Genomic DNA, 14,321 nt, shown 5'->3' with positions numbered 1-14,321 from the left:
ACGACGCGAATGTGCGGTTGCTGAAAGTCTCGCCGGCGCGCTAGCCGGTGTTGAACTGCACCGCGTTGCGTTCACCATCGGCGTGGTGGCGGTAGCCGTCGCTCTCATCGCGGCTGGCGCTGACGCGCCAGTCGGCGCGGCCGACGACGTCGCCCAGCGACAGTTGGCCGCCGCGACGGCCGTCGCTGCCGCCCTCCAGTCGCAGGCGTCCACGCTCGTCGGCGCCGGTGAGGCTGCGGAAGTCGAGCTCGCCGCCGAGCGACGTCGCGGCCGGGGTCAGCGCATTGGCGCCGCGGCGCACGCTGACGAATGCCGCATTGCGCTGCTCGAGCAGGCCGATCACGAACGCACCGTCGGCGTCGTTGAGCGGCAGCCCGTCCTGCAGCAGCTGCACGCCGCGGTTGACCGGGTTGCTCTGGATGCCCGAGCCGCGGATGTTGAGCCGTGGCTGGTCGATGCCGCCGAAGAAGTCCTGCAGCACGACGCCGGGCTGGAGGTCGAGCGCATCGCGCAGCGTGGCCTGGCGCCCGGCGTTGCGCAGGTCCACGAGGTTGGTACCGCCGGGAACGCGCTCCAGCCGCAGACGCTCCTGCGCGACGGTCGGTGCGACCGGCGTGTCGTCGCCGCGACCCAGCACCAGAATGCGGTCCAGGTCGATGGCGTCGGCCACGGCATCGTCGGCGACCGCGGGGCCGGCGAGCAGCGCGGCGGCGATCGCCAGGACAAGCGGAAGCGGGGAGGGGCGCAGGCACATGATGGAACTCGCTCGGTGGGGAAAGGAAGGAGAGACGCTCACCAGCCCAGGTGGAACATCAGCTTGGCGAGCAGGACGATGCCGACCATGTGCGCGAACACGCTCAGGTGCAGGCGCTTGAAGGTCGACGACACCAGGCGGCCGCGGCCGCGCAGGCGCATCGCGAACAGGAAATGCCCGAACACGCTCAGCGCGAGCACGATCTTGAGCGTCAGCAGCGTGCCGAAGCTGCTGGCGAGCGGATCGGCGAGCAGTGCGCGGTAGCGCCAGGCCATGCCCAGTCCGCTGCCGTAGAGCACCAGGAGCACCCAGGGCATCAGCCGGCGCGCACGCGCGCCGATCGCGACCTCGATCTGGTGCATGACGTTGCGCGGCACGTGGCGACGCACGCCCTCGAGGATCAGCACCTCGAAGAACACCGTGCCGACGAAGACGAATGCGGCGAACAGGTGCAGGACGTGGAGCAGGGCGTAGTGGCTCATGGCGGGCTCGCATGCGCATCGGGCGCGGCTGGCGGGGATCGGTCGGCCGCGCGCACGGAGCGCGGGCCGGGCAGGGGATGCGGCCGCAGGCGGCCGTGCTCGAGCAGCAGGCAGCGGTCGACCCGCTCGGCCAGTTCGTCGGGGTGGTGGCTCACGCACAGCAGCGCCGCGCTGGTGCGTGCGAGCGCGTCGTCGCACAGCGCGCCGAGTGCGCGGCGCAGCGGCGGATCGAGCGCGGCGAACGGTTCGTCGAGCAGCAGCAGGTCGGGTGACAGTGCAAACGCGCGTGCCAGCGCCACGCGCTGCGCCATGCCACCGGAGAGTTGACCGGGCCAAGCATCGGCGCAGCCCGACAGGCCGACACGCGCCAGCCAGTCGTCGGCGATTGCCCGCGCCTGGGTGGCGTCGTAGCCGGCGGCACGCAATGGGATCGTCAGGTTGTCGCGCACGCGCCGCCATGGCAGCAGTCGCGGTTCCTGGAAGACGAGGCAGGTATGCGTAAAGCCGTTGCGGCATGTGCCACGCTCGGGCTGTAGCAGGCCGGCGACGAGCTTGAGCATGCTGCTTTTGCCGGCGCCGCTGGGGCCGACTAGGCCGACCCGCTCGCCCGGCGCGATGCGCAGCGCGACGCCGTCGAGCACGTGGTGTCGGCCACGCCGGAGCACGATGTTCGACAGCTCAAGCATCGGCCGCGCTCCGTGGCGCTGCGCGCCGGAGGTCCGGCTGCGTGGTGTCGCGCTGCCAGCGCGTGAGCCGCTGCTGCAGCGGGCGCAGCAGGCCAAGCTCGAGCGCCGCGACCACGCCCAGCACCAGCGCCGCCCAGGCGTAGAGCCCGGCGCCGTCAAGGCTGCCGTGCGCGTTGGCCAGCGCAAAGCCGGCGCCGTCGGTCGCGCCGAGCACCTCGGCCATCACCACCAGGCGCACGCCGCCGCAGGTGGCGATCAGCAGCGCCGCGCACAGTGGCGCGGTCAGTGCGGGCAGCACCACATGGCGCAGCCGGCGCCAGCGTCCGAACCGATAGACCCGCGCCATTTCCTCCAGCGCAGGATCGACCAGCAGCAGGCCCTTGAGTGTATTGACGTAGACCCCGGGTGCGACCAGCGCGACGGTGATGAACACCACCATCGAAGTGCCGAGCCCGAACCACAGCATCGCCAGTACCACCACGATCACGCCCGGCACTGCCATCAGCAGCCAGCGCAAAGGCTCGAGTATCGCGCGCAGCCGTGGCGCACGCCCGGCCAGCAAACCGAGCACCATGCCGATCGCGACTGCCAGGCTGACGCCGGTTGCGATGCGCAGCGCAGTGACACTCGCGTGGTGGCGGAAGTCGTCGCTGGCGATCAGCACGGTCATCGCGCGCAGGGTTTGCGCAGGCGTGGCCATCAGCATCGGGCCCAGGCGCACGGCCGCCACATGCCAGGCGATGCCGAGCGCGCAAGCGCCCAGCAGCGTCCACGGCAGCGGATGGCGGCTGGCGCGCGCGAAGGCGCTCATGGTCCGTAGAACGCCGGGTCGGGCAGGCGGCCGCCGATCGTTTCGGGCTGGCCGTCGAGCAGCAGTGCGTAGAGTGCCTCGAGCTGCGGCCGGACCGACGCGGCCGGCAGCCCATCGAGCCGGGTCACGCGGATCGACTGTTCCAGCGCCTCGACCGGCATCTGCGGCAGATGGGTATGCGCCAGCGCCGCGCACGCCGGCGGATCGGCCTTGCACCAGCGCGCCGCGTCCGCGTAGGCGGCGACGACCGCGTCGCCCAGCGCGGCGTCGCCGGCCATGCGCGCCGAGGCCATGACCCCGGCCTGCGGCAGTTCTGGCTGTCGCGGGAAGGTCTGCGCCCAGGCGGTCTCCACACTCTGCACACGATATAGCGGCGCGCCGCCGCGCTCGGCGTTGCGATGGAGCAGCAGCGATGCGGTCGGCTCGGGCAGCAGGGCGTGATCGCCCTGGTCGGCCAGCATCAGAGTGACTGCATCCAGGCCATCGCGGGTCTGGCGCAGTTGCAGGTCGCGCTCCGGCTGCAGGTCTCGGGCGTCGAGCAGCGCATGCAGTACGATCGCGCCCATGTCGCGGCGGAATGGCGTCAGCAGCGTCTGGCCGCGCAGGTCGTCGAGGTCGTGAACGTCAGCGTCGCGGCTCACCAGCCACAGCAGGCCCCAGACCGAGACATTGAGCAGGCGCACCGGTTCGCCGCGGTTGCGCATCAGCGCCGGCAGATTGGCGGGCGCGGCGCTGTAGTCGAGCTCGCCGCGCGCCATCAGCACGCGCAACTGGTCTGGGCTGTGCCACAACGCGAAGCGGACCGGACGCAGGCCGTCGGCAGTGGCGATGCCGGTCTGCGCCATGCGCATCAGCGGAAAGCTCACAACCGCCCCGGGTCCGGCCAGACGTAGCGGGGCGTCGTTGCCGGCCATGTCCACATCCGGCGGCGCGTCCGCCGGGCCCTTGCAGGCCGACAGGAGCAGCATCAGCAACAGCGTGAGCGCGGTGGCCCGCCATGAGGCGCGCGGCTGGGCAATTCCGAAAACAAGACTTATTCTCATGTGGCCATGATCGACTGTCCCGCCGCCACGACAAATGACATAAATCAAGTCGACCGATACGAAGCCGCCGATGCCCATGCGCGACTCGCCGCACATCCGCTGTTCGCCGCAGAGCCAGCGACGGTCAGTGCACTCGCCGTCTCGATGCAGGTATTTCAGGCAATGCCGGGGGCGTGGTTGTTCCGGGAAGGGGCGTCCGCCGGGTGCTGCCTGCTGATCACGACGGGTCGGGTTGAGGTGCTGCGCCTTGGCAAGGACGGTCAGGAGCGCGTGCACAGCCTGTTCGACGCCGGGCAACTGGTTGCCGAGTCGGCGCTGTTCATGGCGCATGCGCGCTATCCGATGAGTGCGCGCGCTCAGACCCAGGTTCGCGGCTACCGGCTACCACGCGCGGCGCTTCGTTTGGCCTGCGCGTCGTCACCGGGATTCGCGCTGCGGATGCTCGACTGGCTCGGCGAGCGGATCTACCTGCGGACCAACGAGGTCGATTGGCTGGCCGCCAGTTCCGCGCCACAACGGCTGGCTGCCTACCTCCTGGCATTGCCGATCACCGGAAATGCGGTCCGGATTCCGATCGGTCGTCAGCAACTTGCCGGACGGCTCGGGATGCGAGCCGAGACGCTGAGCCGACTGCTCTCCGCGTGGCGCCGGCAAGGGCGTCTGCAGGGCAATCGACGCGACTGGCGGCTCTGCGATCCGGCGTTCCTGCGCGGCCTCTGCAGTGAGGCAACGCGTCCGTTCTGAGTGCATCGGTTCCGGCACAGTGTGCGCGCCGTCAAAAAATCCCTGGAACACTGGATTCCCATAGCGCTCGCGCGCATTTCACGCGTGCTTGACACAGGTCAAGGTTGCCCGGGCGGGGCTGGCCGACGATGCCGCGGACCCCGAAAGAGACCAGTGCCATGAGTTCGACACGCAAGTTATGGATAGGGCTGACCGCCCTGTTGCTCGCATCCTTCGCGGTGCTGTTATGGGTGGGCAGCGAGGTCCACCGCAAAGCGCCGCCGATGCCCGACAAGGTGGTCACCGTCGATGGCGATGTATTGTTCACCCGCGCCGACATCGAGACCGGCCGGCAGGTGTGGCAATCGATCGGCGGACAGCAGTTGGGCTCGATCTGGGGCCATGGTGCCTATGTCGCCCCCGACTGGGGCGCGGACTGGCTGCACCGCGAAGCCGAAGCCGTGCTGGACCTGTGGGCACGCCGCGAGCATGGCGTCGACAGCTACAAGCAGCTCGACGAGCCGACCCAGGCCGCCTACGCCAAGCGCGTGCAGGCGCTGCTGCGCCGCAATACCTGGGACGAAAGCGCGGGCACCATCACCATCGAGCGCGATCGTGCCGAGGCGATGGCGCTGGTCGGCGCGCACTACATCGACCTGTTCGGCAACGAGCCGGCCACCGCGGAGCTGCGCGAAGCCTACGCGATGCGCAACGACACGGTGCCCGATGCCGCACACCGCAAGGCGATGACCGGCTTCTTCTGGTGGGCGGCCTGGTCGTCGGTGACCGAGCGTCCCGATGACGTGATCAGCTACACCGCCAACTGGCCGGCCGACGAGCTGGTCGGCAACACGCCGCCGCCCAGCGCCTTCCTGTGGACCGTCTTCAGTGTGCTGTTCCTGATCGCCGGTGTCGCGCTGCTGGGCTGGCACTACGCGGTCAACCACGGCGACGAGATGGTGCCCGAGCTGCCGCGGACCGACCCGCTGGCCTCGATCCGCATCACCCCGTCGATGCGCGCGAGCGCCAAGTACTTCTGGATCGTGATCGCGTTGTTCCTGGTGCAGATCCTGCTCGGCGCGACGACCGCGCATTACCAGGTCGAGGGCCAGGAGGCCTACGGTTTCGCGCTGGCCGACATCCTGCCGTACTCGCTGACGCGCACCTGGCACACACAGCTCGCGGTGCTGTGGATCGCCACCGCCTGGCTCGGCATGGGGCTGTACATCGCGCCGGCGATCTCGGGCCATGAGCCGAAGTTCCAGCGTCTGGGCGTCAACGTGCTGTGGATCTGCCTGATCACGATCGTGGTCGGTTCGTTCACCGGCCAGTGGTTCGCGGTGATGCAGAAGATGGGTCTGGCGCACAACTTCTGGTTCGGTCACCAGGGGTGGGAATACGTCGATCTTGGCCGCTTCTGGCAGTGGTTCCTGTTCATCGGCCTGATCCTGTGGTTGACGCTGGTCGGCCGCGCGCTGTGGCCGGCGATCCGCCACGGCGGCGAATCGCGCTCGATCGTCAGCCTGCTGTTCCTGTCGGTCGTGGCGATCGGCGTGTTCTACGCTGCGGGCCTGATGTGGGGCGAGCACACGCACCTGTCGATGGTCGAGTACTGGCGCTGGTGGGTCGTGCACCTGTGGGTGGAAGGCTTCTTCGAGGTGTTCGCGGTGGCGGTGATCGCTTTCCTGTTCACCCGCCTGGGCCTGCTGCAGGTGCGCACCGCCACGATCGCCGTGCTGTTCGCGACGGTCGTGTTCATGGCTGGTGGCGTACTCGGCACGCTGCACCATCTGTACTTCGCTGGCACGCCCACCTCGGTGATCGCGCTGGGTGCGAGCTTCTCTGCGCTCGAAGTGGTGCCGCTGGCCTACGTCGGATTCGAGGCCTACCAGAGCTATCGACTGGGCCGCTCGACGCCGTGGATGCAGCGCTACAAGTGGCCGATCATGTTCTTCATCGCAGTGGCGTTCTGGAACCTCGTCGGTGCGGGCCTGTTCGGGTTCCTGATCAACCCGCCGCTGCCGCTGTACTACATGCAAGGTTTGAACCTGACGGCCAACCATGGCCACACCGCACTGTTCGGTGTCTACGGCATGCTTGGCATCGGCCTGATGCTGTTCTGCCTGCGCGGCCTGAAGCCGGGCGTGGAATGGAACGAGCGCGCGCTGAAGGTTTCATTCTGGTCGCTCAACATCGGACTGGCGGGCATGTCGGCGTTCACGCTGCTGCCGCTGGGCATCCTGCAGCTCAACGCAGTGCTCGATCATGGCTACTGGTACGCACGCTCGGCGGAGTTCATGCAGCAGCCGCTGGTGGAGATGCTGGTGTGGATGCGCGTTCCGGCCGACACGCTCTTCAGCGTGGGCGCGCTGGCACTGGCCTGGTTCGTCCTGCGCCTGTGGATCGCGCCCAAGCAGGCGTCTGTGCCTGTGAACGCCGCCGGTATCGCCGCCGCCAAGCGCTGATTCCACTGATCTGTTGCACCGACCGGGGCCGCCACGCGGCCCCGGTTCTTTTTGGGGCCAGCGTGATCCAGTCGGCAGTGACCGCCAGCCGCATTGCGTGTCGTCGGCCCCAGAAGGTCGGCAGCGCATTCGCGGCCCAAGCGCGGGGCGGGCATCACTCCTGGCTGGGCAACCGCGGCATACGGGCCCTCGACCCCGGCCGTTGCATGGCGGCCGCCTTCACGTTCGGCTCTTCGCTTCGTCAGCCTGTGCAGGCGCCATCACTGTTCCGGTGCGGCGAGGCCCCGGGCACACTATCGCTTCCATCCTGGCCGTGACGTTCCATATGCCCAGGACCGGCCAGTGGGTTTCATGCTGTTGGACGGTCACCATATGGACGCACTCTTCATCGATCCCGCTGCGCGCGGTACCGGTGTCGGTCGTTTGCTGGTCGAGCATGCGCTGGCCCGATATCCCGGGCTGAGTACCGACGTCAATGCACAGAATGCGCAGGCGCTCGGGTTCTATCTGCGGATGGGCTTTGTCGAGATCGGCCGCTCGGCGCACGACGCGCAGGGGCGGCCCTATCCGTTGATCCATCTGCGCCACGGCGGCTGAGCCGCGGTCATGCCTCGCCACGTCATCGCCCTGTTGCAGCGTCGTACCGCGGCATGGGGTGCTGCGCGCGGTCTTGAAGCGCGGTCGTGGCCGGTGGGGATCGCGGTCGCGTGACGCCAGCCCCTGCAGTTCCGGCATGCGGTTGACCCACGTCAACGACGCGGCCGTGGCGCATGGCCGAAGATGCCTGCATGAAATCACCCGCATCCCGTCCCTCGCCACAGCTGTTGGCGGCTGCCCCGCACCGGCTGATGTTCTTCATCGGTGCGGGCAATCTGCTGCTCGCGATGCTGTGGTGGGCGGCCTGGCTGGTGTCCCAACGCTGGTCGCTGGGCTTCGGAATGCCGCAAGCGGCGACCTATCCAGGCTGGCTGCACGCGTTCGTGATGCAGTACCAGGTGCTGCCGAGCTTCTTCTTCGGTTTCCTGCTGACCACGTTTCCGCGCTGGATGGGCCTGCGCGAGGTGCCGCGCTGGCAGTACCTGCCGGTCGGCATCGGTCTGATGGGCGGTCAGGCGCTGCTGCTGTGCGCAGCGCTGGGGCTGGAGGTCGCGTTGACGATCGGCCTGTTCATGACGCTGGCCGGCTGGGGCGCCGGGTTGTGGCTGCTGACGCGGCTGGTGCTGGCCGAGCGCGGTCGCACCTGGCATGCCTGGTCGTGCCTGGCCGCGTTGTGGTTGGGCATGGCGGGGCTGCTGTGCTTCGCCGGGTTCGTTGCGACCGGCTCGCCATGGCTGGTGTTTGTCAGCATCAAGCTCGGGACCTTCGGCTTGCTGGCGCCGGTGTACCTCACCGTCGCGCACCGGATGTTTCCGTTCTTCGCCGGCAATGCCGTGCCCGGTTACGTCGCCTGGCGACCGATGTGGTGGCTCGGTGCGATGTGGGCCTTGCTGATCGCGCATCTGGCGCTCGAGCTCGTACATGCCTATGCCTGGCTGTGGCTGGTCGATCTGCCGATGCTCGCCCTGGCCCTGTACACGCTCTGGCGCTGGTGGCCACGGGGCGCCGCGCCCGGGCTGCTGAGTACGCTGTTCTTCGGGCTGTCGTGGTGGCCGGTGACGTACGTGCTGCATGCCGCGCAGAGCCTGCTGTATCTGCAGACCGGGACGTTCCTGCTTGGCCGCGCACCGGCGCACGCCTTGTTCATCGGCCTGTTCGGCAGCGTGCTGGTCGCGATGGTGACGCGCGTCACCCAGGGCCATTCCGGGCGCCCGCTGCGCATGACCGGCACGGCATGGTGGGCATTTGTCGGCATCCAGGTCGTCGCCGCGCTGCGGATCTCAGCCGAGGTGCTGCCCGACACGATGCTGTGGCTGGCGGTATCCGCGCTCGGCTGGCTGGTCGTGCTCGGCCCGTGGGTCGCCCGCATCGGCGCCATCTATCTGTCGCCGCGCGCCGACGGCAAGCCCGGATGACGGTCGCAGGGACGTCGGGCATGCTGCTGCTTTCATCGCCGGCCGCGTCGCAACCTTGGCGCACTGGCCGGCTTCGCGTCGAGGGTCCGTTCCGATGATCGAGTTCTATCCCCAGATCAAGCATGCGCACATGGGACTGGCGTTGACCAGCGGCGCGCTGTTCGCGCTGCGTGGTGCGGCGCTGCTTGCCGGCATGCGCTGGCCGAAGGCGGCTGTCGTGCGTTACGCCAGCTATACGATCGATACCGCGCTGCTGACCGCAGCGATGATGCTGCTGACCATCCTGCCCGGCGCGCTTTATGCCAACGGCTGGCTGGCGACCAAGGTGGTGCTGATCGTGGTCTATGTCGTACTGGGCATTCTGGCCTTCGGCGAGAAGCGGTCGCGGCGCGCGCGGGTCATGTTCTATGTCGCCGCGTTGCTGACGTTCGGGCAGATCTACTGCATCGCCCGTGCACATCACCCGCTGGGGCTCTTCTACCTGCTCTGAACGAGCGCCGGTGCTGGCGAGGCGCGCACGCTCGTCTTCATGCCCCGGCACTGCGTCGTGCCGCAGTGCCGACTGACGATGCCTCATCCTCAAGGGCATCGCGTGTTCGAGCCTCGCGGTGGATCGCCGCAACGCGGCGCCAGCATCTGACGCACACCGCTCGCACGTCTGACGAACCGGTCAGTGCGCCTGCACACCTGGTGTGCATCGTCGGCACAGCGTGTGCGTTGGTGGTACGCGCCCGCAGCTCCATGTGCGCTGAGCGCCGGTGCGCTTAACCGGCGTCCTGTCCCGCTGCGCTCTGTGCAGTAGACGTCGGTGCCAGTGGCACCAGGTGGGCAATGCGCCCGGTCTGACCCATCAGCATCCACAGCCGCGCAGCCCCGTCAAAGGATGGCGTTGAGAGCGCTGGCTTCTGGTCGACCGCGTCCGGTGGGATTGGCATGCGCAGGCGGGCGGGGCGATGGGGGTCGGGCCGTGAGCAGACCGGCATCGGCTGAGTGGGCGGTCCCCCTGCACGCAAGGGGCCAGGTGGCAGCGTCCGGCATGTGGCGTGGGCCGCGCAGGGTGCAGACCCTCAGGCGCGCGACGCCAATCGCGATGCTTCGTGGTCGATCGACCCGGCCACGGCGTGGGTGGACGTCCTGCAGGCGCCGAATCTGACGGGTGACAGTGCCCCGGCACGACACGCGGCGCATCTTCCGGCGTTGTGGAATGTGACGGTCTGTGGCACGCCGAGAACAAGAAAGGCCACCCCTGCAATGCAGAGGTGGCCCAAGGCGCTGGAGAGAGCGCGTGACTTACTTGTCGGCAGGCAGCGCCAGGCTGGTGCTGGCCTTGATCGGACCGGCCGGGGACGGCGTGGTCATCAGGTCGTGGTTCCACTTGTCACCGTCGACCTTGATGTGTGCGGCGGCACCGAGCAGGACAGCCTCGATCAGGTTGTGGTTGAGATACACATACAGGCCCGGCTGACGGAAGGTGTAGAGCGCAGCGCCCGCCGAGCCGCCGCGGATGAACCAGGTCTCCAGGTCCTTGGCCGGCGCGTTGTTGAACTTGCCTTCTTCCCAGACGTAGTCGCCATGGCCACCGATCAGATGCGGACGGCTGTCGCGGTTGGCCTGGGAGTGCACCAGCAGGACCGTTTCGCCGACCTTGCTGGTCATCGCGTGCTCTCCCGTCAGTGCGCCGACGGCGCCGTTGAACACGACATGCGAGGGTGTGAGGCTCTTCATCGTGGCCAGTGTGTCGGGCAGCGCCTCGGCATGCGAGCCATAGGTCTTGAAGTTGCCGTCGGCATCGCGCGGGACGTAGAAGTCCGTTTCACCGACATAGTAGGCGCGGTCGTAGTGCAGCGGCTTGCCGTCGCCGTCCTTCAGGCCGTCGCGGGGCAGCACCATCACCGTGCCCTGCATGCCCGAGACCACGTGCCAGGGTGTCATCGGACCGCCCGGGGCGCAGTGGTAGACGAACGTGCCCGGACGCGTGGCCTTCCAGCGCAGCACCACTTCCTCACCGGGCTGGATGACCGTGAGGTCGCCGCCGCCCAGCGCGCCGGTGGCCGCATGGAAATCGATGTTGTGCACCATCGAATTGGTTGCGGGATTGACCAACGTGAGTTCGACATAATCGCCCTCGTGCACGACCATCAACGGACCCGGCACCGAACCGCCGAAGGTCATCGCGTGCATCGTGGTGCCCTGGCCGTCGATGACGATTTCCTTTTCGACAATCGGCAGCGTGAACTGGATGACCTTGGGGCCGCCCTTGGCGACCTGGTCGTGATCATGGACGAACGGCGGGCGCTTGAGTTCGACGTGCTGGCGCGGCAGGTTGGCCAGATCCGAGGCGTCGCTCAGCGTCGCGTTGACGAGGTCCTTGGCATCGACCGCCTGAGCGGGGCTGGACAGCAGAGGGGAGGCTGCGAGTGCGATCGCAGCGGCGAGCAGGCTGGTCTTCAGGACGTTCATCTGGGTGTCTCCTCTTGTTTCCGTTCGCTTGTTATTGGCGTGGAAACAATATGCGTCCGAGGATTATCTGCCGCCTTGATCGGGATCAAGAATATGTGAACAAATAATCGGTTGATTATTGTTTCAATTGAATAAATTGATTTCGATCAAAACCGATGTTGATTCAAATCAATCGGCTCTTGAAGCGCGATTGGGCAGGTGCCTTGGCCGATCCGGTCGCCCAGTGGCCGTGCGGTCCGGTCTTGAAGGAGGGCGCGACGATATCCGGCGAGAAGGCGGGCAACGCAAGCGCTGGCAGCGCGCCGAGACAAGGTCTTCATACCGGCGATCCGCGAAGTGAAGCGGGCCGCCGGGCCGGGACGGAGACTCCGAAAGCGTGCGTTTTCCGCCCGGAGAGAAGCTGCCACTGTCCGCAGCAGCGGACTGCCAGACAACCGGCGTAAAAGAACCGGGGTCAGAGTGCGATTTCGCAAGGCGAAAGTGCACTCTGACCCCGGTTTGTGGCGGGAGGGCGCCCGCGTCGCGAAGCGGCCAGGTCGAGGGAGGCGACTTCCGCTGGCAGGGCGCTGGTATCCGAGGAGGCGCGCCATTCCCGCAGTGGGAGAAGCATCAAAAAAAGCGCCACCCGAAGGTGGCGCCTGGTGTCGCGGGTCGGGCCGTGGGCCCGGGGCGAGCGGTCAGGGCTGGACGACCAGCTTGCCGCGCATGATCGCCGAGTGGCCCGGGAAGGAGCAGAAGTAGGTGTAGTCGCCACCGGCCTTGAGCGCCGAGCCCGGCAGGGTGATCGTGGTCGTCTGGCCGCCACCCACCAGCTTGGTGTGCGCCAGCACGCGCTTGTCGCCGGCCTGGATGTAGTCGGCGGCTGCGCCGGCCTTGATGCCGTCGCGGGCGACCGCATCGGCGTCCGGGGTCGCGGTCAGGACCACGTTGTGGCCCATGGCGGTGACCGGCAGGTTGCCGACGTGGGCGAGTTCGATCGTGACCGTGCGGCAGCTCGCCGACACCGTGGCGGTTCTCTGGTCGAACTGCATCTGGTCGTTGCCCTTCAGGCTGACCTTGCAGTTCGGAGTGGCGTGGGCCATGCCGGCGGCACCGAGGAGGGCGAGGCCGAGCAGCATCGTACGGGTGTTCATGGAGCGTCTCCGTTGGGGTCTGGTCTTCTTGCGTGGGGCCATCTTCCCCCGTTGCCGGCCGCCGCGCCTTGATCTGGATCATTCCTGGCCTTTCAGGTGATCCGCCGGGATGATGCGCTTCCCTGCCGTTCATTCCGGGCGCTTACGGCCCGGCGCACCGACCATGCCCGACCGCTCGACACCCACTCCCGGTCCCGCTTTGTGCAGCGAAGAGGACGTGGTCCGGCTGGTCCACGCGTTCTATGCGCGGGCCCGCGCGGACGCACAGCTGGGGCCGGTGTTCGAGGCGCATGTCGAGGACTGGCCAGCCCATCTGGCGCTGCTGGTCGACTTCTGGTCGGCGATGTTGCGCGGGACGCGACGGTTCCGCGGCGCGCCTGTGCAGCGACACATGCGCCTGGATGGGCTCGATGAGGCCATGTTCGCGCGCTGGCTGGCGCTGTTCCGCCAGACCACCGCCGAGTTGGGCAATGCGCCGATGCAGCAACTGGCCGACGAGATGGCCGAGCGGGTCGCCGCGACGTTCCTGGCGCGCTACCGCGACGCGCGCGGCTGAGCCGGCGACAGCGCGCCGGTCGAGCCGCGCAGCACCAGCCGGCCGGGAATCGTCCGGCTTTCGACCGGCGCCCCTTCGATCTGCGCGATCAGCGTATCGACCAGCAGCGCGCCGGCCTGACGCGTGTCCTGCTGCACGGTCGACAGCCCCGGGGTCACGAACGCGGCCAGCGGGATGTCGTCGAATCCGGCCACCGCAACATCGTCGGGCACCCGCAGGCCGTGCTCGTGCAGCGCCTTCATCGCGCCGATCGCGATCAGATCACTGCCGGCGAAGATCGCGTCGAATGGCGTGCCGCGGGCGAGCAGAGTGCGGGCGGCCTCGAAGCCGGACTGCTCGCTGGTGACCGCATCGACCTGCAGGGCGGGCCCGGTGGGCAGGCCGGCCTCGGTCAACGCCGCCGCCAGGCCGCGGTGGCGCTCCTGGAACTCGGGATAGCGCGCGGAGGCGTCGCCGAGGAAGGCGATGCGCCGGCGCCCCTGCGCGAGCAGGTGCTCGGCCATCGCCCGGCCGCCCTGGAAGTTGTCGCTGCCGATCGACACCCCCGGCTGGCCCGGCAGCGCCGCGCCCCAGCGCACGAAGCGGGTGCCCTGTTCGACCAGTTGCTGCAGCCGGTCGCGGGCCTGGAGGTAGTCGCCGTAGCCGAGCAGCAGCAGGCCGTCGGCCTTGTGGGAGTCCTCGTAGTCGGCGTGCCAGTCGCTGGAGAGCTGCTGGAACGAGATCAGCAGGTCGTAGCCGCGCAGCGCGCAGGCCCGGGTGATCGCGCCGAGCATCGACAGGAAGAACGGATTGATCGCATCGTCCGCCGGTTCTTCGAAGAACAGCAGCGCCAGCGTGCCGGACTGCTGGCAGCGCAGGTTGGAGGCGTTCTTGTCGACCTTGTAGTTGAGCTCGCGGGCGATCGCGAGGATGCGCTCGCGCGTGTCCCGGCTCACCGACGGGTGGCCGCGCAATGCGCGCGAGACGGTCGGCTGGGACACGCCGGCCAGGTGCGCGATATCGAGGGAAGTGGGCTTGCCTTTGATGGTCATCGCACGCCGTCGCGGCGCTGGGGGCGACCGCATGATGCCACGGCCGCGGCGCGCAACGCCGGCCCGGCGTTCTGGGCTAGAATCGGCCCCTGGCGTCCCTCCAGCCGAACAGGTGGCCCGCGTTTGCGCCGGCCGAGCGTGCGACATGAGCACTACCCCCTTCCA

Annotated in this window: 13 protein-coding genes and 1 pseudogene; 6 read left to right on the top strand and 8 right to left on the bottom strand. The window is 68.3% G+C overall.

Annotated elements, in window-relative coordinates; all coding sequences use genetic code 11:
- Positions 1 to 40 precede the first annotated feature (40 nt).
- Genes FHW73_RS17355 through FHW73_RS06875 form a run of 5 tightly spaced genes read right to left on the bottom strand, consistent with a single transcriptional unit; the run spans position 41 to position 3,776 of the window.
- Positions 41 to 754: a TonB-dependent receptor plug domain-containing protein gene (locus tag FHW73_RS17355; RefSeq protein WP_221187442.1), complete on the bottom strand. Its 714-nt coding sequence runs from the start codon at positions 752 to 754 to the stop codon at positions 41 to 43.
- A 38-nt stretch (positions 755 to 792) separates the two neighbouring features.
- Positions 793 to 1,236, bottom strand: a complete 444-nt coding sequence (locus tag FHW73_RS06890; protein WP_183425949.1) for a hypothetical protein — start codon at positions 1,234 to 1,236, stop codon at positions 793 to 795.
- On the bottom strand, positions 1,233 to 1,922 hold the full coding sequence (locus tag FHW73_RS06885; protein WP_183425948.1) for an ABC transporter ATP-binding protein: 690 nt from the start codon (positions 1,920 to 1,922) through the stop codon (positions 1,233 to 1,235). Before FHW73_RS06885 ends, FHW73_RS06890 begins: the two co-directional genes overlap by 4 nt.
- Complete coding sequence (locus FHW73_RS06880) at positions 1,915 to 2,733, bottom strand: ABC transporter permease subunit (RefSeq protein ID WP_183425947.1); 819 nt, start codon at positions 2,731 to 2,733, stop codon at positions 1,915 to 1,917. Before FHW73_RS06880 ends, FHW73_RS06885 begins: the two co-directional genes overlap by 8 nt.
- Entirely contained in the window at positions 2,730 to 3,776 is a 1,047-nt protein-coding gene (locus FHW73_RS06875; protein ID WP_221187441.1) for a hypothetical protein, read from the bottom strand. Before FHW73_RS06875 ends, FHW73_RS06880 begins: the two co-directional genes overlap by 4 nt.
- Before the next feature lie 6 nt (positions 3,777 to 3,782).
- Between FHW73_RS06875 and FHW73_RS06870 the strand changes: the two genes are divergently transcribed.
- The 5 genes and pseudogenes from FHW73_RS06870 (at position 3,783) to FHW73_RS06850 (ending at position 9,466) form a co-directional block, all read left to right on the top strand.
- Positions 3,783 to 4,520 (top strand): Crp/Fnr family transcriptional regulator, encoded by a 738-nt coding sequence (locus FHW73_RS06870; RefSeq protein WP_183425946.1) that lies wholly within the window; start codon positions 3,783 to 3,785, stop codon positions 4,518 to 4,520.
- Positions 4,521 to 4,678: 158 nt separating this feature from the next.
- Positions 4,679 to 6,964 carry a nitric-oxide reductase large subunit gene (locus tag FHW73_RS06865; RefSeq protein WP_183425945.1) on the top strand — a complete coding sequence of 762 codons (2,286 nt, stop codon included), beginning with the start codon at positions 4,679 to 4,681 and terminating at the stop codon, positions 6,962 to 6,964.
- A 327-nt stretch (positions 6,965 to 7,291) separates the two neighbouring features.
- Positions 7,292 to 7,561 (top strand): annotated as a pseudogene (locus FHW73_RS06860) (acetyltransferase); the annotation flags it as partial.
- A gap of 191 nt (positions 7,562 to 7,752) precedes the next feature.
- On the top strand, positions 7,753 to 8,976 hold the full coding sequence (locus FHW73_RS06855) for an NnrS family protein (RefSeq protein ID WP_255492747.1): 1,224 nt from the start codon (positions 7,753 to 7,755) through the stop codon (positions 8,974 to 8,976).
- 94 nt (positions 8,977 to 9,070) lie between these two features.
- On the top strand, positions 9,071 to 9,466 hold the full coding sequence (locus FHW73_RS06850; protein WP_183425943.1) for a SirB2 family protein: 396 nt from the start codon (positions 9,071 to 9,073) through the stop codon (positions 9,464 to 9,466).
- A gap of 800 nt (positions 9,467 to 10,266) precedes the next feature.
- Here FHW73_RS06850 and nirK read toward each other — a convergent pair.
- Both nirK and azu read right to left on the bottom strand, forming a co-directional pair.
- Positions 10,267 to 11,436 (bottom strand): copper-containing nitrite reductase, encoded by a 1,170-nt coding sequence (gene nirK, locus FHW73_RS06845; protein ID WP_183425942.1) that lies wholly within the window; start codon positions 11,434 to 11,436, stop codon positions 10,267 to 10,269.
- Positions 11,437 to 12,113: 677 nt separating this feature from the next.
- Positions 12,114 to 12,569: an azurin gene (azu, locus tag FHW73_RS06840; RefSeq protein WP_183425941.1), complete on the bottom strand. Its 456-nt coding sequence runs from the start codon at positions 12,567 to 12,569 to the stop codon at positions 12,114 to 12,116.
- A gap of 163 nt (positions 12,570 to 12,732) precedes the next feature.
- On the opposite strand from azu, the gene FHW73_RS06835 reads away from it, so the two are divergent.
- On the top strand, positions 12,733 to 13,125 hold the full coding sequence (locus tag FHW73_RS06835) for a group III truncated hemoglobin (RefSeq protein WP_183425940.1): 393 nt from the start codon (positions 12,733 to 12,735) through the stop codon (positions 13,123 to 13,125).
- Here the strand turns inward: FHW73_RS06835 and FHW73_RS06830 are convergent.
- Positions 13,104 to 14,156: a LacI family DNA-binding transcriptional regulator gene (locus tag FHW73_RS06830; protein ID WP_183425939.1), complete on the bottom strand. Its 1,053-nt coding sequence runs from the start codon at positions 14,154 to 14,156 to the stop codon at positions 13,104 to 13,106. The genes FHW73_RS06835 and FHW73_RS06830 overlap by 22 nt on opposite strands.
- Positions 14,157 to 14,321 lie beyond the last annotated feature (165 nt).

This window comes from Luteimonas sp. RC10, assembly GCF_014192745.1.
Lineage (GTDB): Bacteria > Pseudomonadota > Gammaproteobacteria > Xanthomonadales > Xanthomonadaceae > Luteimonas.
Note: the sequence above shows the minus strand (reverse complement) of the source record. Positions and strands in the feature narration are given on the sequence as shown.

Coding starts and splice junctions, on each gene's coding strand:
- FHW73_RS17355 (WP_221187442.1), bottom strand. CDS start 754: ATGTGCCTGCGCCCCTCCCCGCTTCCGCTTGTCCTGGCGATCGCCGCC.
- FHW73_RS06890 (WP_183425949.1), bottom strand. CDS start 1,236: ATGAGCCACTACGCCCTGCTCCACGTCCTGCACCTGTTCGCCGCATTC.
- FHW73_RS06885 (WP_183425948.1), bottom strand. CDS start 1,922: ATGCTTGAGCTGTCGAACATCGTGCTCCGGCGTGGCCGACACCACGTG.
- FHW73_RS06880 (WP_183425947.1), bottom strand. CDS start 2,733: ATGAGCGCCTTCGCGCGCGCCAGCCGCCATCCGCTGCCGTGGACGCTG.
- FHW73_RS06875 (WP_221187441.1), bottom strand. CDS start 3,776: ATGAGAATAAGTCTTGTTTTCGGAATTGCCCAGCCGCGCGCCTCATGG.
- FHW73_RS06870 (WP_183425946.1), top strand. CDS start 3,783: ATGATCGACTGTCCCGCCGCCACGACAAATGACATAAATCAAGTCGAC.
- FHW73_RS06865 (WP_183425945.1), top strand. CDS start 4,679: ATGAGTTCGACACGCAAGTTATGGATAGGGCTGACCGCCCTGTTGCTC.
- FHW73_RS06855 (WP_255492747.1), top strand. CDS start 7,753: ATGAAATCACCCGCATCCCGTCCCTCGCCACAGCTGTTGGCGGCTGCC.
- FHW73_RS06850 (WP_183425943.1), top strand. CDS start 9,071: ATGATCGAGTTCTATCCCCAGATCAAGCATGCGCACATGGGACTGGCG.
- nirK (WP_183425942.1), bottom strand. CDS start 11,436: ATGAACGTCCTGAAGACCAGCCTGCTCGCCGCTGCGATCGCACTCGCA.
- azu (WP_183425941.1), bottom strand. CDS start 12,569: ATGAACACCCGTACGATGCTGCTCGGCCTCGCCCTCCTCGGTGCCGCC.
- FHW73_RS06835 (WP_183425940.1), top strand. CDS start 12,733: ATGCCCGACCGCTCGACACCCACTCCCGGTCCCGCTTTGTGCAGCGAA.
- FHW73_RS06830 (WP_183425939.1), bottom strand. CDS start 14,156: ATGACCATCAAAGGCAAGCCCACTTCCCTCGATATCGCGCACCTGGCC.